21 protein-coding genes are annotated in these 18,386 nt (G+C 43.1%); 20 read left to right on the forward strand and 1 reads right to left on the reverse strand.

The features are described from left to right. Positions 1 to 7 precede the first annotated feature (7 nt). From ACNS8M_RS02665 to der, 11 genes are all read left to right on the forward strand, one after another. The gene (locus ACNS8M_RS02665) at positions 8 to 559 is read left to right on the forward strand and encodes a phosphatase PAP2 family protein (protein WP_168418432.1); all 552 of its coding nucleotides are present in this window, start codon (positions 8 to 10) and stop codon (positions 557 to 559) included. A gap of 459 nt (positions 560 to 1,018) precedes the next feature. After that, positions 1,019 to 1,219: a Fe-S cluster assembly protein IscX gene (iscX, locus tag ACNS8M_RS02670; protein WP_104852473.1), complete on the forward strand. Its 201-nt coding sequence runs from the start codon at positions 1,019 to 1,021 to the stop codon at positions 1,217 to 1,219. Between the two features lie 162 nt (positions 1,220 to 1,381). Next, positions 1,382 to 1,813 carry a nucleoside-diphosphate kinase gene (gene ndk / locus ACNS8M_RS02675; RefSeq protein WP_004975092.1) on the forward strand — a complete coding sequence of 144 codons (432 nt, stop codon included), beginning with the start codon at positions 1,382 to 1,384 and terminating at the stop codon, positions 1,811 to 1,813. Positions 1,814 to 1,951: 138 nt separating this feature from the next. Then, positions 1,952 to 3,184: a 23S rRNA (adenine(2503)-C(2))-methyltransferase RlmN gene (gene rlmN, locus ACNS8M_RS02680; RefSeq protein WP_168461613.1), complete on the forward strand. Its 1,233-nt coding sequence runs from the start codon at positions 1,952 to 1,954 to the stop codon at positions 3,182 to 3,184. A 54-nt stretch (positions 3,185 to 3,238) separates the two neighbouring features. Further along, positions 3,239 to 4,048 carry a type IV pilus biogenesis/stability protein PilW gene (gene pilW / locus ACNS8M_RS02685; protein ID WP_019836295.1) on the forward strand — a complete coding sequence of 270 codons (810 nt, stop codon included), beginning with the start codon at positions 3,239 to 3,241 and terminating at the stop codon, positions 4,046 to 4,048. Then, complete coding sequence (locus tag ACNS8M_RS02690) at positions 4,039 to 4,848, forward strand: helix-turn-helix domain-containing protein (RefSeq protein ID WP_168461615.1); 810 nt, start codon at positions 4,039 to 4,041, stop codon at positions 4,846 to 4,848. Before pilW ends, ACNS8M_RS02690 begins: the two co-directional genes overlap by 10 nt. A 22-nt stretch (positions 4,849 to 4,870) precedes the next feature. Continuing rightward, positions 4,871 to 5,992, forward strand: coding sequence for a flavodoxin-dependent (E)-4-hydroxy-3-methylbut-2-enyl-diphosphate synthase (gene ispG, locus ACNS8M_RS02695; RefSeq protein WP_104852471.1), 1,122 nt, complete (start codon positions 4,871 to 4,873; stop codon positions 5,990 to 5,992). A gap of 3 nt (positions 5,993 to 5,995) precedes the next feature. Further along, entirely contained in the window at positions 5,996 to 7,291 is a 1,296-nt protein-coding gene (gene hisS / locus ACNS8M_RS02700; protein WP_104852470.1) for a histidine--tRNA ligase, read from the forward strand. Positions 7,292 to 7,321: 30 nt separating this feature from the next. Further along, on the forward strand, positions 7,322 to 8,026 hold the full coding sequence (locus tag ACNS8M_RS02705) for a YfgM family protein (RefSeq protein WP_168461617.1): 705 nt from the start codon (positions 7,322 to 7,324) through the stop codon (positions 8,024 to 8,026). Beyond that, positions 8,023 to 9,171 carry an outer membrane protein assembly factor BamB gene (gene bamB, locus ACNS8M_RS02710; RefSeq protein ID WP_168418435.1) on the forward strand — a complete coding sequence of 383 codons (1,149 nt, stop codon included), beginning with the start codon at positions 8,023 to 8,025 and terminating at the stop codon, positions 9,169 to 9,171. Before ACNS8M_RS02705 ends, bamB begins: the two co-directional genes overlap by 4 nt. A 161-nt stretch (positions 9,172 to 9,332) precedes the next feature. After that, positions 9,333 to 10,745, forward strand: coding sequence for a ribosome biogenesis GTPase Der (gene der / locus ACNS8M_RS02715; RefSeq protein ID WP_168418436.1), 1,413 nt, complete (start codon positions 9,333 to 9,335; stop codon positions 10,743 to 10,745). Positions 10,746 to 10,829: 84 nt separating this feature from the next. Here der and ACNS8M_RS02720 read toward each other — a convergent pair whose 3' ends face one another. Beyond that, complete coding sequence (locus tag ACNS8M_RS02720; RefSeq protein WP_168418437.1) at positions 10,830 to 11,603, reverse strand: SDR family oxidoreductase; 774 nt, start codon at positions 11,601 to 11,603, stop codon at positions 10,830 to 10,832. Positions 11,604 to 11,711: 108 nt separating this feature from the next. Between ACNS8M_RS02720 and mazG the strand changes: the two genes are divergently transcribed. The 9 genes from mazG (at position 11,712) to yjgA (ending at position 18,381) form a co-directional block, all read left to right on the forward strand. Next, positions 11,712 to 12,476, forward strand: a complete 765-nt coding sequence (mazG, locus tag ACNS8M_RS02725; protein WP_419225091.1) for a nucleoside triphosphate pyrophosphohydrolase — start codon at positions 11,712 to 11,714, stop codon at positions 12,474 to 12,476. A gap of 12 nt (positions 12,477 to 12,488) precedes the next feature. Continuing rightward, on the forward strand, positions 12,489 to 12,923 hold the full coding sequence (locus ACNS8M_RS02730) for a ComEA family DNA-binding protein (RefSeq protein ID WP_419225092.1): 435 nt from the start codon (positions 12,489 to 12,491) through the stop codon (positions 12,921 to 12,923). Positions 12,924 to 13,052: 129 nt separating this feature from the next. Next, a complete protein-coding gene (pcnB, locus tag ACNS8M_RS02735) occupies positions 13,053 to 14,513 on the forward strand; it encodes a polynucleotide adenylyltransferase PcnB (RefSeq protein ID WP_168461623.1) in 1,461 nt (486 codons plus the stop codon). After that, entirely contained in the window at positions 14,510 to 14,998 is a 489-nt protein-coding gene (folK, locus tag ACNS8M_RS02740) for a 2-amino-4-hydroxy-6-hydroxymethyldihydropteridine diphosphokinase (protein ID WP_168461625.1), read from the forward strand. The genes pcnB and folK overlap by 4 nt, the downstream gene beginning before the upstream one ends. A 48-nt stretch (positions 14,999 to 15,046) precedes the next feature. Further along, the gene (gene panB / locus ACNS8M_RS02745) at positions 15,047 to 15,856 is read left to right on the forward strand and encodes a 3-methyl-2-oxobutanoate hydroxymethyltransferase (protein ID WP_286429313.1); all 810 of its coding nucleotides are present in this window, start codon (positions 15,047 to 15,049) and stop codon (positions 15,854 to 15,856) included. A 1-nt stretch (position 15,857) separates the two neighbouring features. Continuing rightward, positions 15,858 to 16,703: a pantoate--beta-alanine ligase gene (gene panC, locus ACNS8M_RS02750; RefSeq protein WP_286429314.1), complete on the forward strand. Its 846-nt coding sequence runs from the start codon at positions 15,858 to 15,860 to the stop codon at positions 16,701 to 16,703. A 24-nt stretch (positions 16,704 to 16,727) separates the two neighbouring features. Continuing rightward, positions 16,728 to 17,579, forward strand: a complete 852-nt coding sequence (gene rapZ, locus ACNS8M_RS02755; RefSeq protein WP_180112618.1) for an RNase adapter RapZ — start codon at positions 16,728 to 16,730, stop codon at positions 17,577 to 17,579. After that, positions 17,576 to 17,845 carry an HPr family phosphocarrier protein gene (locus ACNS8M_RS02760; protein WP_026438354.1) on the forward strand — a complete coding sequence of 90 codons (270 nt, stop codon included), beginning with the start codon at positions 17,576 to 17,578 and terminating at the stop codon, positions 17,843 to 17,845. Before rapZ ends, ACNS8M_RS02760 begins: the two co-directional genes overlap by 4 nt. A gap of 2 nt (positions 17,846 to 17,847) precedes the next feature. Then, a complete protein-coding gene (gene yjgA / locus ACNS8M_RS02765; protein WP_419225093.1) occupies positions 17,848 to 18,381 on the forward strand; it encodes a ribosome biogenesis factor YjgA in 534 nt (177 codons plus the stop codon). Positions 18,382 to 18,386 lie beyond the last annotated feature (5 nt).

Here is an 18,386-nt window from a genome sequence, read left to right on the forward strand (position 1 = left end):
AGAACTGATGAAGTTTAAAAATGCAAAAATAAGAATGCTGGATCTCGACTTAAAAGGCTGTTTGTATCTTAACCATTTTTCCCACTCGCAGAGGGTGGCACAATTTTTTAAAATTATTAGCCGTTTGGGCGATGGTGTGTTCTGGTATGTCATGCTAGCAAGTGCATGGATCATGCAAGGCATTGGCTACAGCTTACAAATTATTTATCTTTTATTGGGCGGCTCGGTTGGTACAGGTATTTATAAATACCTCAAACAAAAAACAGTGCGTCCACGTCCCTATCAGGTTCACCAAGTCATTCGTTTAGGTGAGCGCCCGCTAGATCATTTTAGCTTTCCATCGGGTCACACATTACATGCAGTAATGACCACCACAGTGTTGGGTTATATCCAGCCAGTATTGTTGATGTTGATGTTGCCTTTTACGATTTTGGTAGCTATTTCCCGTATGATTTTAGGTTTGCACTATCCAAGTGATGTGGCCGTCGGGGCGATGATTGGAGGGGCTGTAGCGAGTGCGATTATTTTGGCTGCACCTTATGTAAATATTGTTTTATAAGTGGTTTGTATCTCAAGTTTATATTAAGAACTTGAGTATGAATTTATTGATTAGAGGGCTAAAGAGTTATAACGGAGTCCTATTAATTACGGTCAAACAGTTGGATAAACCTTCGGTTCGACCTACTTTACTACACATATTTTCATTCAGCAAAATGAGAAGCTGAGTGTTTCGCGAGAACATCATCTTGCGGAGTAACGCTACTCATCATAAAAGCGATTTTCCATATTTGGATTACTGCTCCATTGTTGACTTGCGCTGCAAACAAAGCAGTGCTTGTTTTTGCTCAGGTTGTGGATGACGTTTCCGAGTATCAGATGTATGTGATTGAGTACCATTAAGTATGGTTTTATGTATGTAAATCATATTTGAAAAGTTATAGATCAGATACAGAAAGGCAGGCAGCTTTGGTGAAATTTGTTAAAGTAGTCGCTGTCTTAAATAGAATAGGGAATACACATGGGTTTACGTTGGACAGATAGCATCGACATTGCGATTGAATTATATGAAGCACATCCCGATGTGGATCCACAATGGATTCGTTTTACCGATTTACACGCGTGGGTCTGCGCTTTACCTGAGTTTGAAGATAACCCAGAAAAATCGACAGAAGGTTTGTTAGAAGCCATTCAAATGGCGTGGATTGACGAAGCACGTTAAAAATAGTGCTGTGAAGCCAGACGGATTTATCCGATGTCGATCTGCATAATTTGCTTCATATCGAAAAAAGCAATTTTTTTACACATCAAAAGCAGAAAACAGCCCATTATTCGGTATAATGCGGCAAAATTTTCGCGTCAACATTGACTTAAGGAGCCAATCATGGCTATTGAACGTACTTTATCTATCGTAAAACCAGATGCAGTTGCTAAAAACCACATCGGTGACATCTTTGCTCGTTTCGAAAAAGCTGGTCTTAAAATCGTTGCGACTAAAATGAAACACCTTTCTCAAGCTGAAGCTGAAGGCTTCTACGCTGAGCACAAAGAACGTGGTTTCTTTGGTGACCTAGTTGCGTTCATGACTTCTGGTCCAGTTGTTGTTTCAGTTCTTGAAGGTGAAAACGCAGTTCTTGCTCACCGTGAAATTTTAGGTGCGACAAACCCTAAAGAAGCTGCTCCTGGTACAATCCGTGCAGATTTCGCTGTAAGCATCGACGAAAACGCTGCTCACGGTTCAGACTCAGTTGCATCTGCAGAGCGTGAAGTAAACTACTTCTTTGCTCAAACTGAAGTTTGCCCACGTACTCGTTAATACGCAGTATTCAAACCAGATAAGTGTTATTATGCTTATCTGGTTTTTTATTCTCCGAATTTTTATTTTCTGAATAAACCCTTGCTCACCTCTTGAGCATCTCCTTTCATCTTTAGACATGGTTTAGGTAATACACACATGAGTACAGAAGTCCTCGCTGCATCTGCGACAGATGTTCAGCAAGCATCTGCATCCGCTCCTGCACAGTCCAATACTGCAGAGAAAGTGAATCTCCTTGGCATGTCACGTCCACAAATGGAAAAATTCTTTGAAGAGTTAGGCGAAAAGAAATTCCGTGCAGGGCAGGTGATGAAATGGATTCACCAGTTTTTTGTTACAGACTTTGCCGAAATGACCAATATTTCGGGCAAGTTACGTGAAAAACTGGAAAAGATTTGTGAAATTAAAGCGCCAGAAGTGGTGCATAAAAACTATTCTAAAGACGGTACGCGTAAGTGGGTGTTCCGTGTGGGCGAAGGTGAAGGCTCACTCGTCGAAACTGTCTTGATTCCTGCAGAAGATAAAACTGGCTCACGCAAAACCTTGTGTATTTCATCGCAAGTGGGTTGTGCGCTAGACTGTTCATTTTGCTCTACAGGTAAACAAGGCTTCCAGCGTGACTTGACTCAAGCCGAAATTATTGGTCAGTTGTGGATGGCAAACTATTCCTACATGGAAGATGTGCCAGTGGTAGAGCGTGAGCGTTCTGTGACCAACGTGGTGATGATGGGCATGGGTGAACCATTGCTGAATTACGATGCTGTTTTGAATTCTATGCGCATCATGTTAGATGACTTTGCCTATGGTATGTCTAAGCGCCGTGTGACCTTATCTACCTCGGGCGTAGTGCCTAAAATTGATCAATTGGCACAAGACATTGATGTTGCCCTAGCAATTTCTTTACATGCCACCAATAACCAATTACGTGATGAGCTGGTTCCAATCAACAAAAAATATCCGTTGGAACAATTGATTGCGGCTTGTCAGCGTTATATTGGCAAAGATGGCAATGAAAGTGCCCGTAAACACGTGACCATTGAATATGTCATGTTAGATGGTGTGAATGACCATCCTGAACATGCACAGCAAATGATTCAGTTACTCAAGAACCTGCCAAGCAAAATTAATTTGATCCCATTTAATCCTTTTCCGCACGCACCGTATGGGCGTTCTAGCCGAAATCGAATTATTTCTTTCCAAAAAACTTTGTCTGATGCAGGTTTTGTGTGTACGATTCGTCAGACACGTGGTGATGATATTGATGCTGCCTGTGGGCAATTGGTCGGACAAGTCGCCGATCGTACCCGTCGTGCAGAGCAGTGGAAAAAGAAAGTTGCAGCGCAAAATGAAATTATACGCTCGCAAGGATAATGACTTGTATAGATAAGCGACTTGCATCGAATTAAGACGCAAAGGGGATGTCCATTGAATAAGCCTGTATTTAAATTCGCACAAATTACAACCGTTTGTATTTCGGCAATTTTTGCTGCAGCTTGTCAAACCACAGCGCCAACGCTCGGACAAAAAGACCCAGAAAAAGCAGTACAAGTACGCACTCAACTTGCCGCAGAATATTTAAAAAATGGCGACTTAGATTCTGCTAAGCGTGCGTTGGATCAAGCTTTGGAAAGCGATTCACGCGATTCATCTGCCAATATGATGATGGGAGTGTTGTTGCAGCAAGAAGGTAGCAAGCTGAATCTAGAAAAAGCCGATGCCTATTTCAAGCGTGCCATTGCTGCTGACCCTCAAAATGCACAAGCGCGTAACAACTATGGTACGTATTTATATCAAGTAGAACGTTATAATGAGGCGATTGAACAGCTCAGTATTGCTGGTGCAACACTGGGTTATGATCAGCGTTTTAGAGCATTAGAAAACGTAGGGCGTATTTATTTAAAGTTGGGTGATGTCGCGAATGCCGAAAAATCATTCAAACAAGCCTTGCAAGCCAACCGCGATTCTTATGTTTCAATGTTAGAGTTGTCTGAAATTTTATATTTAAGACAACAATTTGCACCCGCTCGACAATTGTATGAACAGTTTGTACGTGCGGTCGGGCAAAAAAATCAGGGTGCGCGTGCCTTATGGATTGGGATTCGTTTAGCACGTGCCAATGGCGATCAATTGGGAACTCAGGTTTTAGTGAACCAGCTGCGTGCATTATTTCCCAATAGCCAAGAATACCAACGTTATTTGCAATTACAGTACAGTACTGAGGCCGTATGGAAGTAAATCCTAATTCACCGCAACCATCACAGGGGAGCAATCAGGTACCCCATGCATTAGGAAATGTTCAACGTCCAGGTGAGTACCTTCGTCAAATTCGTGTGAATCAAAAACGCGATCTGGCTGATGTTTCAAAAGATTTGAAAATTCCATTGAAAACACTGACTGCACTTGAGCAGGATGAATATACCGCCTTGCCAGAAGCGACCTTTATTAAAGGTTATTATCGTACCTATGCCAAATATTTGCAGGTCGATGCTTCTGCGATTATTCAGCGTTTTGATGAAATTTATGCCAACGATACAGGTCTGTTGCCCAACCATGCTTTGAATAATTCACCCATCAAAATTATGGGGAAGTTGCCTGGTTCCAACCGTGATCGTAATAAGAAGTGGCTGACCCGTATCGCCATTGCGATTGCTGTCTTGTTGCTACTGTGGGCTTTGGTGGCATTGATTCAGAACTGGATGTCTTCTAGTCAAGACACTGCTGAACCTGAAATTGCAGTGCTGCAATCTGATGTGCAAATCATTTCAGACAATGCAACGGTTGGCACAACCTCACTTGCTTCAGGTGATCAATTGAATTTGCAATTCGCACGTCCAACTTCAGTGCATATTGTCGACTCTGCAGGCAATGTATTGGCAACAGGACGTCAGGCATCAACTTTAAATTTACAAGGTGAAGCCCCATTCCAAATTCGTTTAGATGATGCCACTGCTGTGTCATTAAGTTTGAACAATGAGTCGATTTCATTATCGCCATATACTGTAAACGGAAAAGCCGAATTCCGTTTGTCTCGATAATGCAGCAAGGTAGAGCGATATCATGATTGTGAATCCAATTCAACGCCGTCCGACCCGTAAAATTCGTGTGGGTTCTGTTTATGTCGGTGGTGATGCACCCATTAGTATTCAGAGTATGACCAATACAGAAACCTGTGATGTAGCTGCGACTGTGGCACAAATCCAGCGTTGTGTGGATGCGGGTGTAGACATCATGCGTGTTTCTGTGCCAACAATGGAAGCCGCAGCTGCATTTGGTGAAATTCGTAAGCAAGTGTCTGTACCCTTAGTTGCAGACATTCACTTTGACTATAAAATTGCTTTGGCCGTTGCCGATGCTGGCGCAGATTGCTTGCGTATTAACCCAGGGAATATTGGCTCAGAAGCTAAAATTCGTGAAGTGGTGGCTGCTGCAAAACATCACGATATTTCCATGCGTATTGGTGTAAATGCAGGATCGCTAGAAAAAGACATTCAGAAAAAATATGGTGAGCCAACAGGGGCTGCATTGCTAGAATCTGCCATGCGTCATATTGATATTTTAGATCGCTTAGACTTTCATGAATTTAAAGTTTCAGTCAAAGCCTCTAATGTGTTTTTAACCATGGATGCTTACCGCCTGTTGTCACAACAAATTGATAATCCATTACATTTAGGCGTAACTGAAGCAGGCATTTACCGTACAGGTACGGTTAAGTCAGCAATTGCTTTGGGTGGTCTGCTCATGGAAGGCATTGGCGATACCATGCGTATTTCGCTTGCGGCAGAACCTGAAGATGAAGTCAAAATTGGTTTTGATATTCTTAAATCTTTAAGCTTACGCTCAAACGGCATTAACTTCATTGCTTGCCCAAGCTGTTCACGTCAGGAATTTAATGTGATTTCTGTGATGCAGGCTTTGGAAGAGCGTTTGGAAGATATCCGCACGCCTATGGATGTATCGGTTATTGGATGTAAAGTGAATGGCCCAGGTGAAGCCAAAGAGGCGGATATTGGTGTCGTGGGTGCAAGTCCACGTTCGTTGGTATATCGAAATGGTGAAAAAAGCCATTTAATTGATACCAACCAACTTGTTGATGAAATCGAAAGCATGGTTCGTCAACGTGTGACAGAGCTTGAAGAAGCTAAATCTAAAGAGATTATTCGTACAAATTTTTCTGAGTAAGACATGAGTTCAATTGTTGCAATCAAAGGTTTTAATGACATTCTGCCTACGCAAACTCCTGCGTGGAGACGTCTAGAGCAACATTTAGCATCACTAATGGATGCTTATGGTTATCAACAAATTCGTTTGCCAATGGTCGAGCAAACCAATTTGTTTAAGCGTTCAATTGGTGATGCGACCGATATCGTTGAAAAAGAAATGTACACTTTCTTGGACAAAGGCAATCCGCCAGAGTCTTTGACTTTACGCCCTGAAGGTACTGCGGGCTGTGTACGTGCCATGTTAGAGCACAATTTACTGCGTGGCGCGACCCCGCGTGTGTGGTATATCGGCCCGATGTTCCGCTATGAAAAGCCGCAAAAAGGCCGTTACCGCCAATTCCATCAATTTGGTGTCGAAACTTTTGGTGTTGCAACGCCAGACATGGATGCCGAACTTATTTTAATGACTGCGCGTTTATGGAAACGCATGGGCGTTGCCGATAAAGTTCGCTTAGAGTTGAATACTTTGGGTGAGTCGGATGAGCGTGCTGCGTATCGTGCTGCTTTGGTTGAGTTTTTAGAAGCTCACAAGGCCGATTTAGATGAAGATTCTCAGCGTCGTTTAAGTACCAATCCACTGCGTATTTTGGACTCTAAAGATGCTAAAACACAAAGCATCTTAGAAAATGCACCGAAATTACATGATTTTATGGGTGAAGACACCCTAAATCACTTTGCCCAGTTACAGCAATATTTAACAGATGCAGGCATTGATTTTGTAATTAATCAAAAATTGGTACGTGGTCTAGATTATTACAACAAAACAGTATTTGAATGGACAACTACGCATTTAGGTTCACAAGGCACAGTCTGTGCAGGTGGACGTTATGATGGTCTGGTTGGGCAATTGAAAGGCAAAGCAGATCAGTCTGTACCTGCCGTGGGATTTGCCATGGGTATTGAGCGTTTGTTGTTGCTACTTGAGCAAGTCGAAGACAATACACCAGTACGTGATTGTGAAGTGTTCTTGTTGGCAGACCCAAATACGCAAGGCAAGGCTTTGGTTTTGGCTGAGCAAATTCGTGACCAGTTGGAACAGGCAGGCAGCCAAATTCGCCTGAAAGTCGGTTCACAAGGTTCAATGAAAAGCCAAATGAAAAAAGCCGATCAATCAGGTGCAATCTACGCATTGATTTATGGTGAGCGCGAAGCGGAAGCACAGCAATTGGCAGTCAAAACTTTGGCAACTGCCGAGCAAACTGCAGTCGCTGTTGCTGAAATTGTGCCTTTCATCATTGAAAAATTTTCTTCACAATAAGCCAAATAACATAAGGAAAAGGGTAATCCAATGAGCGCATTGAGTGATGACGAACAACTTGATAGTTTAAAATCGTTTGCGAAAAAATATGGCTCGGCCATTATTAGCGGGATTTTAATTGCGTTGATTGCCTTTTTCGGATGGCAATATTGGCAGAAAAAAAACTTGGCTGAGCATCAAATGAATACTGCCAAAGTGCAGCAACTGATGGATGATGCACGTAACACAGAAGCGAATCCTGATGCTTTTAGTCAATTGTCTGCAACTGCCGATAAAATTGTGAAAGAAGCGCCAGACTCTGCGCAGGCCATTCAAACTCAGTTTTTAATGGCAAAATTGGCTTATGATCAGCAAGACTTTGCTGCGGCGGAAAAAGCTTTAAAGAAAGTTGAAAACTCAAAAGTGAAAGATCAGGGCTTGGTGCAACTGGTCAAGTTACGTTTGGCGTATGCACAGCTGGCTCAAAAGAAATATGACGAAGCCATTCAAAGTTTGGCAGGCGTGACCGATCCTGCATTTAAAGCTACAGCAGACGAAGCACGTGGTGATGTCTATGTTGCCAAAAATGACCGTGAAAATGCTAAAAAAGCGTATCAAAGTGCATGGGATACTTTGGTAGAACGTAAACAAGAGCGTCAAATTTTACAAATAAAACTCGAAAGTGTAGGCGTTTTGGTGGATGATCCTGAAATTGAACGCCCAGTATTAGAAACACAAGTGGATGAGAGCCAATGAATAGAAAGTATAAAATACCGTTTGCACTGACAGTTTTAACCCTCGCTTTGGTGGGATGTTCTACAAATAAAATTAAAGTTGCAGAAGTTAAGCCAAATCCACTCCCAAAACTTGAACAAGCACAGAGTTTAGTGCCTGTATTTTCGCAAAATGTATCTTCTACAACGGCAGCAGATCCACTGCGTTTACAGCTCGATGCTGCAAATGGTGTAATTTTTACGGTTGATCCTAAAGGTGAAATGGCCGCCTATCAAGGCAAACAGCGCCTTTGGCAAAAGCAAGTTTCTAAGCAAGGTCTTAGTGCTGGCGTAAAAGCTGCAGAAGGAATAGTGGTTGCAGGCAACAGCAAAGGACAATTGTTCGCCCTAGATCAGCAAACAGGCGAACAAAAGTGGGTGGCACAATTAACAGGTGCAATTCTTGCACCTTCATTGATTCAGTCTGGTCGTGTGGTCACTGTCAGCAATGATGGCACGGTGTATGCGCACAACGTAGAAACGGGTCAATTGGTATGGACCTATAACTTGCCAAACGTACAGTTTAGCTTACGTGGTATGGCTGCACCTGTTGCTTTAGACCCGCGTACAGTCTTAATTGCTTCGGCAAATGCCTATGTTTATGCCTTAGATATTGTGACAGGCGTACCACGCATGCAACGTCGTGTCGCAATCAGTGAAGGTCGTTCAGACATTCAACGCTTAAATGATATTGATGGTGACCCTGTAGTTGCCGGCCAATTCTTGGTGACCACAAGCTATCAAGGTCAGGTCACTGTATTGGACTTGGCATCGCAACAGGTGATCTGGAGCGAAGACATGAGCAGCACCAAACGCCCAGAAGTAGCGGGTAATGGTGTGTTTGTCAGTAGTGATGACGGTAAAATTGCTGCCTATGAAATTACGTCTGGGCAACAACTTTGGGAAAATGACAGTTTACTGAATCGTCGTTTGTCTAATCCTGTGTTGTTAGGTCAGTATTTGGTGGTAGGCGACTTAGACGGTGTATTGCATTTGCTTGACCCAAGTTCAGGTCAGTTGGTTGGACGCTCAAAAACCAGCGGTGAAGTACGCACATTGCGTGTCATTGACAATCAGCTCTATGTAGCAACGCAAAAGGGTGCTTTCAGCGTTTGGCAGAACCGTTAATTTTATTCTGACTTTTATGCTAAAATAGTCGTCCGTATTTTTACGCGGGGTAATTGAATGTTCAATACCCCGTGTTTTTATTTAGATATTTGATCTACTTTCTCCACAGTTTCTGATGTTCAGGCCATTTAAGTTGGCTGATCTTGTATAAAGGTTAATCTATGAAACCCGTAATTGCGCTCATTGGTCGTCCGAACGTCGGAAAATCAACGCTGTTTAACCAGATTACCAAGAGCCGTGATGCGCTTGTTGCCGACTTTGCTGGTCTGACACGTGACCGAAAATATGGTGATGCTACTTACCAAAACAAGTCCTTTATTGTTGTGGACACAGGTGGTATTGGCGAAACCGAAGGCGGTATTGACTCTTATATGGCAGAGCAGTCAAAAACTGCAATCCACGAAGCGGACATCATTATTTTTGTGGTGGATGCACGCGCAGGTTTACTCGCATCGGATGAGCAAATTGCACGTGAATTGCGTACTTTAGGCAAAAAAGTATTCTTAGTGGCCAACAAGGTCGATGGCGTACATGCCGAAGCAGCCTTGGTGGAATTCTTCAAGCTAGGTATGGGCGAACCATTACAAGTGGCTGCTAGTCACGGACGTGGCGTACAGCAAATGCTGGAAGATGTTCTGGCTGATATTCCTGAAGACGAAAACCCAGATGCACATGACCAAGACACAGGTTTGCGTTTAGCCATTATTGGACGTCCAAACGTGGGGAAATCTACGTTGGTCAACCGTTTATTGGGTGAAGAGCGCGTAGTTGCATTTGACCAACCTGGAACAACACGTGACTCGGTTTATATTCCATTTGAGCGTAATGGGCGTAAATACACCTTAATTGATACTGCAGGTGTGCGTCGTAAAGGTAAGGTGGATGAAATGATTGAGAAATTCTCAATTGTGAAAACCTTACAAGCCATGAAAGATGCTCACGTTGTGGTAGTGGTGGTTGATGCACGTGATGGTATTGTAGAGCAAGACTTACACTTGATTGGTTATGCACTCGAAGCAGGGCGTGCCATGGTGGTTGCGATTAACAAATGGGACAATATGTCTGAGTATGATCGCAAGCAATGTAAGCTAGATGTAGAACGTCGTTTTGACTTTATTCCATGGGCAAAAATTCACCTGATTTCTGCATTACATGGTACAGGTGTGGGCGATCTATACCCATCTATACACCGTGCTTATGAATCATCACATTTGAAAGTTTCACCTGCTAAACTGACACAAATTTTGAATGATGCGACTGATGCGCACCATCCACCAAAAGTACAGGGGCGTGCCATCAAAATGCGCTATGCGCATATGGGCGGACAAAACCCACCTACAATTGTCATTCACGGCAACAAGGTAGATAAAACCCCTGCGGATTACCGTCGCTATTTAGAAAATGTGTTCCGTAAAGTGTATAAACTTGAAGGTACACCGGTAAAAATTGAATTTAAAACTTCTGAAAACCCATTTGAAGGACGTAAGTCACAGGTGGATGAACGTACTGCAGCACGTCGCCGCCGCTATGTACAGAAGTTCAAGAAAGCTGAGAAAAAGTTTAAGCGTGGTTAAGCTGTCATTTTTCAAGATGCAAAAAAAGCCCGAATTTTAAATTCGGGCTTTTTATTGTGTGCGGCATATTGGGGTAGCATTACCTTATGCGCGCTTTGCCAATAATCGATTCGACCAACGATTTAACCATTGCGGGCTGATGCCAGACAATTGCATTAAGGTTTTGGCTTTTAAACCTACCGCACGGTGGGTGTTGGTCAGAATAGAGTCTTTGGCCGTTGCTTGCTGATAAACCACTTGCGCTACATCTTCTGCTGAGAGATGTACCCCCATATTTTGAATGGTGCCAGCATTCATATCTTTAACCATGGCTGTTTGCACAAAAAGTGGCATTACATCTAACACACGAATACCAAATTTATCCCATTCTATATCTAGTCCTTCAGTGATGCCACGCACAGCAAATTTAGAAGCAGAGTAAGAGATTAAATCAGCTTGTCCATAAATTGCAGAGGCGGAAGACAGATTAATCACCCGAGCAAAACTAGCCTGTTTCAAATAAGGCAAAGCGGCGTGACAGCCATTCAACACGCCATTGACATTGACTGCCATGGTACGGTGATGAGCTTCTATAGGTGTATCTTCAAAAGCACCTGAATATAAAATTCCAGCATTGTTGACTAAAATATTGAGTTCACCCGCCCATTGGCAAAAATCTGACAAAGCAGCTTGCCAGCTGGTATAGTCCGCTACATCCAATAAGCCTGCATGCGCACGTTCACCCAGTTGATTGGCCAGTTGTTGGGCTTGGGTGAGATGAATGTCATAAATACCAACACGGTAACCTTGCTGGTAAAACAAACGGGCAATTGCCGCACCGATGCCTTGTGCAGCACCACTAATCAAGATACTGTGCATTTGAACTTGCTCCCTGATGTTATTTTTGTTGTACATATCGTCCTTGCGGTTTTGAGCATAGCAAAAAATATTCAGGTTTGTGCAAAAAAATGAAATAAGGAATATCTCATGCAGCAATTGCTTTCAGTCATGCAACAACTTCGTCAACAATGTCCGTGGGATCAAAAGCAGACCCCTGAAAGTTTGACCAAATATGCAATTGAAGAGGCCTATGAAGTCGAAGCCGCAGTACGTTCAGGTAATGTGGATGAAATTCGAGATGAACTAGGAGACCTTTTGCTGCAAGTGGTGTTTCAGGCACAAATGTATAGTGAGCAAGGTGCGTTTAACTTTCAGGATGTGGTGCAAGCTATTACTGAAAAACTGATTCGTCGTCATCCACATGTGTTTCAGGCCGAACAGTTTGCGCAGCTCAGCGCAGAAGATGTTGCTGCCTTATGGAAAACCATCAAACAACAAGAAAAACAGGGCAAGGCAAAATCACGTTTAGACGAAATTAAACATGCCCCTGCATTACAGCAGGCACAGCAAATTCAGCAGCATGCAGCCCAGTTAAGCTTTGATTTTCCAACTGTAGAAGAGGCTTATGTAAAACTTGAAGAAGAGTTGCAGGAATTACAGCAGGCGATTCAGCAGCAACAATCCGACGAAATACTGGATGAGTTTGGTGACTGTTTATTTTCTTTGATCAATGTAGGTCGTAAACTAGGCCTGTCCAGTGAAATGGCATTATTGAGCACAATTCATAAATTTAGAACACGCTTTGCTTACATAGAAGATCAAGCCGAATTACAACAAAAACAGATTGAAGAAATGAGTTTAGAAGAAATGGATCAACTTTGGGAGCAAGCAAAACAACAATTAAAAAAATAGGTTAATCATTGTATGTATATACCACGCATATTGGGTTTGAGTTGGGCTGATTTCAAATTTACAGTACTTGGATTATGGGCAGTGTTGCTGTGTGGAATCAGTCTTCCCACAACGGCACAGCAGTTCGACCAAAATTATTTAAAATGGAAAGCGCAGCAAGAAGCACAAGATCAGCGTTTGACTGCAAAGCAAACGACTGCTGCCACATCACAATATTATTTAGCACGTCCGAAGCAAAAAGTAAGTTCTAGTGTGCAGCAAGTCCGTTTGAACAGTGCATCGCTAGAGCAACTGCAACAATTATCGGGGATTGGCTTGAAAAAGGCTGAAGCGATTGTGGAATATCGTAAACAAAAGGGACAGTTTCAAAGTATCGAAGAGTTACAGCAAGTCAAAGGCATTGGCCCAGCTTTATTTGCCAAGAATAAACACAAGCTGGCATTGTAGCTGCAAGCAGAATTTTAGCACTACACATTGCAAAATTAGCGTGTGAATCAAATTGCCCTTTGATTGTGATAGAGATATGATTAGCGACATCTTATATATTTTACGTTCAGACGTAGGAGACAGCGTCTTTTGCAAACTTTGCGCGCGTCAAAATGTGGTTTATCTACCGCTCAATTACCTTCTTCCATTTTAGATGTTTTAGATGCTTTAACTAAAGCAGGCTATGAAGCCTATATTGTAGGCGGTGGAGTTCGTGACTTAATGTTGGGGCTGAATCCTAAGGATTTTGATGCCGTGACCAATGCCACACCATCACAAGTGAAAGAGGTTTTCGGACGACGTTGCCGAATTATTGGACGACGTTTTGAGCTGGCGCATGTCTACGCAGGACGTGAACTGATTGAAGTAGCGACTTTCCGTGCGCCACCCAAAAAAGCTGTGACTTCTGCCGCAGGCATGATTCTTCGCGACAATAACTGGGGTACAATCGAGCAAGATTTTGCCCGTCGTGATTTTTCAATCAACGCATTGTATTACCAGCCCCGCAAAGGCATAGTGCTGGATTTTTGCAATGCCGTAGATGATATTAAGCATAAAAACTTACGTTTATTGGGTGATCCAACCCTACGTTTTGAAGAAGACCCTGTGCGTATGCTGCGGACTTTGCGCTTCGCTGCTAAATTGAACTTCAATATTGATCCAAAAATTCTAAAAATTTTTACGCCTGAAATGACGCAATTATTGCGTGATGTTTCACCCCACCGTTTGTATGATGAGTCGCAAAAGCTCTTTACGATGGGGCATCTAAACAAAGTTTTACCAATGTTGATTGATTTCGGAATTTGGCGTCAGTTATTTGCCGATATTAAACCTGACATTAATCCGTTTATTGAACGTGCTGCAAAAAATACAGATCAACGTATTGCCATTGGCAAAACGATTAATCCTGCATTTTTCTATGCAGTGCTGTTGTGGCAACCATTTTTAGAGCGTTGTGACTTTTATTTATCTAAAGGTGTAGTTGCAGCCGAAGCACGTGCACAGGCAGGTTTAGATGTGCTGAAACGTCAAGCAACACGTACCATCATTCCACGTTTTGCTGAAACTTTTATTCGTGAAGTATGGGAAATGCAAACCCGCTTGTTGCAACCTAAGCCACAGCAGATCGAAGCCTTATCGGGACATGCGCGTTTCCGAGCAGGTTTTGACTTCTTGTTATTGCGAGAAAAATCAGGCGATAGCTCAACCCTAGGCATGGGCCAATGGTGGGATGCCTATCAGCTCATGAGCACCGATGAAAAAGAACGTGCGATTGCTCAATACAACCGGTCACGTGCTAAGAGCCGCCGTAAAGCAGCGCCTGAGCCTGTTGAGGTGTTAGCTCAGCAGATTGATCATCAAATTGAGCCTTTGGTGAATGAGCCTGAGCCACGCAGCCGTCGTGCGCGTAAAGCCAAGCAATATGAAGAAAATCGTGCTCAACGTTCTGCAAGCACTCATGAGTCTGGTATTGCTGCAGATCATCCAATTTTAAAACGTAAACGTGTACAACGTGATTTAAGCCAAGTGATTTTTGGGCCTACACAATGAGCAACATCACCTATATTGGTTTAGGCAGTAATTTGGGCGACTCTCGTCAAATTTTAGCCGATGCTGTACAAAAACTGGCAACTTTGGGTGCTGTGCAGACCTCAAAGCTGTACCAAAGTCCACCCATGGGGCCACAAGATCAGCCAAACTATTTAAATGCCGTAGTGCGTTTGGAAACAGAACTTGAACCTCTAGCGTTGTTGGATGAGTTACAGCGTTTTGAACAGGAGTCGGGTCGGGTGCGGTTACGTCATTGGGGTGAGCGCACGCTAGATTTAGATTTATTGATTTATGGCGATGCCACGATTGAAAATGAACGTTTGACTGTACCGCATGTGGGTGTGTTAGAGCGTGATTTTGTCGTCATCCCATTGTTAGATTTAGATGCTAATTTAAGCGTCAAAGGACAAGCTTTAAAACATTTGGCATTGCTTGAACATCCGAACTTAACAGTTGCGGATGCAGGGGATTGGGCAGGGCTGTAAAGTTTTAAATTAAGCATGAGTAATGCTTTTCCATAGAGGAATATTTTCATGATTAGTCTAAGTGACCTAAGAAAATTTAAAGCGGAAGGTCGCAAATTCTCCTGCCTGACTTGCTATGACGCAAGCATGGCAAAGGCAATGGAAGTTGCCGAAATTGACACAATTTTAATTGGTGATTCTTTGGGCATGTCAATTCAGGGACGTGACTCGACTTTGCCTGTGACTGTGGCCGATATGGCTTATCACACCGCTGCGGTACGCCGTGGCAATCAGCATGCTTTTATTCTGACAGACCTGCCATTTATGAGTTATGCCACTCTAAATGATGCACTGCAAAGCTCGAAAGAAGTCATGCAGGCAGGTGCGCAAATGGTCAAAATGGAAGGTGGTGCATGGCTCAGTGAAACCGTTGCAACATTAACCCGTAACGGTATTCCAGTGTGTGTGCATTTGGGTTTGACACCGCAATCGGTGCATGTATTTGGTGGCTACAAGTTGCAAGCGCGTACACGTGAAGCGGCAGACAAGCTGATTGCAGACTGTAAAGCTGTGGTGGATGCAGGTGCGGCAATTTTATTGCTGGAATGTGTACCTGCACAGCTAGGTCAGGAAATTTCAGAGCTATTCCCTGAAATTCCTGTGATTGGTATTGGCGCTGGTGCAGCGACCGATGGTCAGGTCTTGGTGGTACAAGACATGCTAGGGCTCACCTTTGGCCGGGTGGCAAAATTTGTACGTAACTTTATGAAAGAACAAGCAGGTGAAACTGCTATTTTAGATGCATTTAAAGCCTATCATGTCGCAGTACAAGATGGCTCTTTCCCTGCACGTGAACACACTTTCCAAGTTGAGTTGTAATATGAAAACTGAAACCACAATTCAAGGCTTAGCAGCATCTTTACAGCCTGCACGTGCTGCGCGTAAAACCATTGGTTTTGTGCCGACCATGGGGAATTTGCACGAAGGGCACTTAACTTTGGTGCGTGAAGCGAAAAAAATATGTGATGTGGTGGTGGTCAGTATTTTTGTCAATCCAATTCAATTTGGTCCAAATGAAGACTTTGACAGTTATCCACGGACTTTGGATCAGGATAGTCAACTGTTGGCAGATGTTGGTTGTGACATTATTTTTGCGCCTTCGGTTGAGCAAATGTATGGCAATAAGCCGCGTTTGACCAATATTTCTGTTAGCGATATTACTGCAGATTTGTGTGGCTTACAGCGTCCGGGGCATTTTGATGGGGTCGCAGTCGTAGTGACCAAATTGTTTAATATGGTGCAGCCAAACTATGCTTTCTTTGGTGAAAAAGACTATCAACAATTGGCAGTGATTCGTCAGTTTGTGCGTGACTTAAACATTCCGCTTGAAGTGATTGGTGTACCAATTGTACGTGCAGCAGATGGCTTGGCGCTCAGTTCGCGTAATGGCTATTTGAGTGCAGAACAGCGTCAAATTGCACCGACGATTTATCAAAGTCTAAAAGCAGCAGAACAGGCGTTACAGCAAGGCGAAAGCTTGTCACAAGTGTTAGCGAATATTAAGACCACATTGACAGCTGCGGGCTTTGTTGTGGACTATGTAGAAGCACGTACAACAGAATTGCAAAAAATTGAAGCATTTAGTGAAGATGTTGTGCTATTCGTTGCTGCCAAACTGGGCAATACACGTTTAATTGACAATTTGCAGGTCAAACATTCTGCATAGTTCGCAATATAAGGGTTGCATGCCATGAAACGTATTTTGATCGTTACAGGTCAATCGGGTTCAGGAAAATCTTCGGCATTACAGGTGTTGGAAGATTTAGGTTATTACTGTATTGATAATTTACCCTTGGCATTGCTCCCAGAAATTGTAGACAAACTGGATCAGGAAAATAATTTAGAGCAGTTGGCGTTGGGGGTGGATGTACGCAGTACCCGTGCCGATTTGCAAGAGTTTGATCTGGTATTTGAGCAACTGCAGAAGCATGGATCGGTAGATATTATTTACCTGACCACGCAAGATCAGGAACTGATTGCCCGTTTTAGTGCATCACGCCGTCCGCATCCTTTGTCGAGTCGATTTAAAAGCTTAAATGAATGTATCCAAGAAGAAAAAAACTTGTTGATGCCTATTCAATTTCGCTCGACTGTGCATATAGATACTACCGATAAAAGCGTGCATGACCTAAAGCATGTATTACTGTCTAAGCTTGGGCAAAGCGATCATCTGATTGTGATTTTACAGTCCTTTGGTTATAAGCACGGCATTCCGCTAGATGCCGACTATGTTTTTGACGTACGGCATTTACCCAACCCGCATTGGGATTTAGAGCTGCGAAAACATTCAGGTTTAGATGCACCCGTGCAGGAGTTTTTGCAACAAAGCCCGCAAACTCATGAAATGTTTAAAGACATTTATCAGTTTTTAGAAAAATGGTTGCCTGCTTTTGCCGAAGGGCATCGTCACTACATCACCATTTCTATTGGCTGTACTGGTGGGCAACATCGTTCTGTTTATATCGTAGATAGACTAAAAAAAGCACTTGAGGCAAAATGGTCTATACAAGTCTTACACCGAGAAATGAAGCACTGGTCATGATTGACACAACTGTTGACGTAATTAATAAACTAGGTTTACATGCACGGGCATCTGGGAAACTGATAGAAGTGACCACCAAATTCCGTTCGTCAATCCAAATTGGCAAAGGCGACAAGTTGGTCGATGCCAAAAATATTATGTCCTTGCTCATGCTGGGTGCAGGCAAGGGAACTACTTTACGCTTGGTGATTGATGGGGCAGATGAAGAAAAAGCTTTATCTGACATTCAAGCACTATTTGCAGCAAAATTTTACGAGGCAGATTAATCGTGGCACGTCGACCGCAACGTTTTACTGAAGATGACTTTGAATCTTTAGAAGGGCGTGCAAGTAAAACCGAACAGAAAAAAGCCGTACAGCGTATGGCTGCTCTGGGCGAACAATTGGCGCAGTTAAGCACCAAACAAATTCAGAAACTTCCTGTAGAAGAGCGCTTAATCGATGCTTTGCTAGAATTGCAAAGTATCACTTCACATGAAGCACGCCGTCGTCAGTGTCAGCGTATTGGTAAACTGCTGCGCAATGAAAATGAAACGGTAATTTTGTCGTATTTAACACCACAACAAGGCGCAAAGAAAACCGCGCAGTTACAGCGTTGGGTGGAGCGTATTATTAAAGATGGCGACCCTGTCATCAATGATTTTAGTAAAACCTACAAAGCTGCAGAACGTCATACGTTGCGTCAGCATCTGTTACGTATTCACCGTGATATGAAACAGGAAGTGCCTGAAGAGGAATTAGAGGCCTCTAAACTCAAGTTATTCAACTATGTGCAACAGGTTGCGCTCTTGTCTGAAAGTTAAGTCAA

Origin of the sequence: Acinetobacter sp. A2, from assembly GCF_048537555.1 — a bacterium.
Taxonomy (GTDB): Bacteria; Pseudomonadota; Gammaproteobacteria; order Pseudomonadales; family Moraxellaceae; genus Acinetobacter.

Bases quoted from the DNA above. Each gene is read 5' to 3' on its own strand.
- ACNS8M_RS02665 (WP_168418432.1), top strand. From the start codon at position 8: ATGAAGTTTAAAAATGCAAAAATAAGAATGCTGGATCTCGACTTAAAA.
- iscX (WP_104852473.1), top strand. From the start codon at position 1,019: ATGGGTTTACGTTGGACAGATAGCATCGACATTGCGATTGAATTATAT.
- ndk (WP_004975092.1), top strand. From the start codon at position 1,382: ATGGCTATTGAACGTACTTTATCTATCGTAAAACCAGATGCAGTTGCT.
- rlmN (WP_168461613.1), top strand. From the start codon at position 1,952: ATGAGTACAGAAGTCCTCGCTGCATCTGCGACAGATGTTCAGCAAGCA.
- ACNS8M_RS02690 (WP_168461615.1), top strand. From the start codon at position 4,039: ATGGAAGTAAATCCTAATTCACCGCAACCATCACAGGGGAGCAATCAG.
- ispG (WP_104852471.1), top strand. From the start codon at position 4,871: ATGATTGTGAATCCAATTCAACGCCGTCCGACCCGTAAAATTCGTGTG.
- hisS (WP_104852470.1), top strand. From the start codon at position 5,996: ATGAGTTCAATTGTTGCAATCAAAGGTTTTAATGACATTCTGCCTACG.
- ACNS8M_RS02705 (WP_168461617.1), top strand. From the start codon at position 7,322: ATGAGCGCATTGAGTGATGACGAACAACTTGATAGTTTAAAATCGTTT.
- bamB (WP_168418435.1), top strand. From the start codon at position 8,023: ATGAATAGAAAGTATAAAATACCGTTTGCACTGACAGTTTTAACCCTC.
- der (WP_168418436.1), top strand. From the start codon at position 9,333: ATGAAACCCGTAATTGCGCTCATTGGTCGTCCGAACGTCGGAAAATCA.
- ACNS8M_RS02720 (WP_168418437.1), bottom strand. From the start codon at position 11,603: ATGCACAGTATCTTGATTAGTGGTGCTGCACAAGGCATCGGTGCGGCA.
- mazG (WP_419225091.1), top strand. From the start codon at position 11,712: ATGCAGCAATTGCTTTCAGTCATGCAACAACTTCGTCAACAATGTCCG.
- ACNS8M_RS02730 (WP_419225092.1), top strand. From the start codon at position 12,489: ATGTATATACCACGCATATTGGGTTTGAGTTGGGCTGATTTCAAATTT.
- folK (WP_168461625.1), top strand. From the start codon at position 14,510: ATGAGCAACATCACCTATATTGGTTTAGGCAGTAATTTGGGCGACTCT.
- panB (WP_286429313.1), top strand. From the start codon at position 15,047: ATGATTAGTCTAAGTGACCTAAGAAAATTTAAAGCGGAAGGTCGCAAA.
- panC (WP_286429314.1), top strand. From the start codon at position 15,858: ATGAAAACTGAAACCACAATTCAAGGCTTAGCAGCATCTTTACAGCCT.
- rapZ (WP_180112618.1), top strand. From the start codon at position 16,728: ATGAAACGTATTTTGATCGTTACAGGTCAATCGGGTTCAGGAAAATCT.
- ACNS8M_RS02760 (WP_026438354.1), top strand. From the start codon at position 17,576: ATGATTGACACAACTGTTGACGTAATTAATAAACTAGGTTTACATGCA.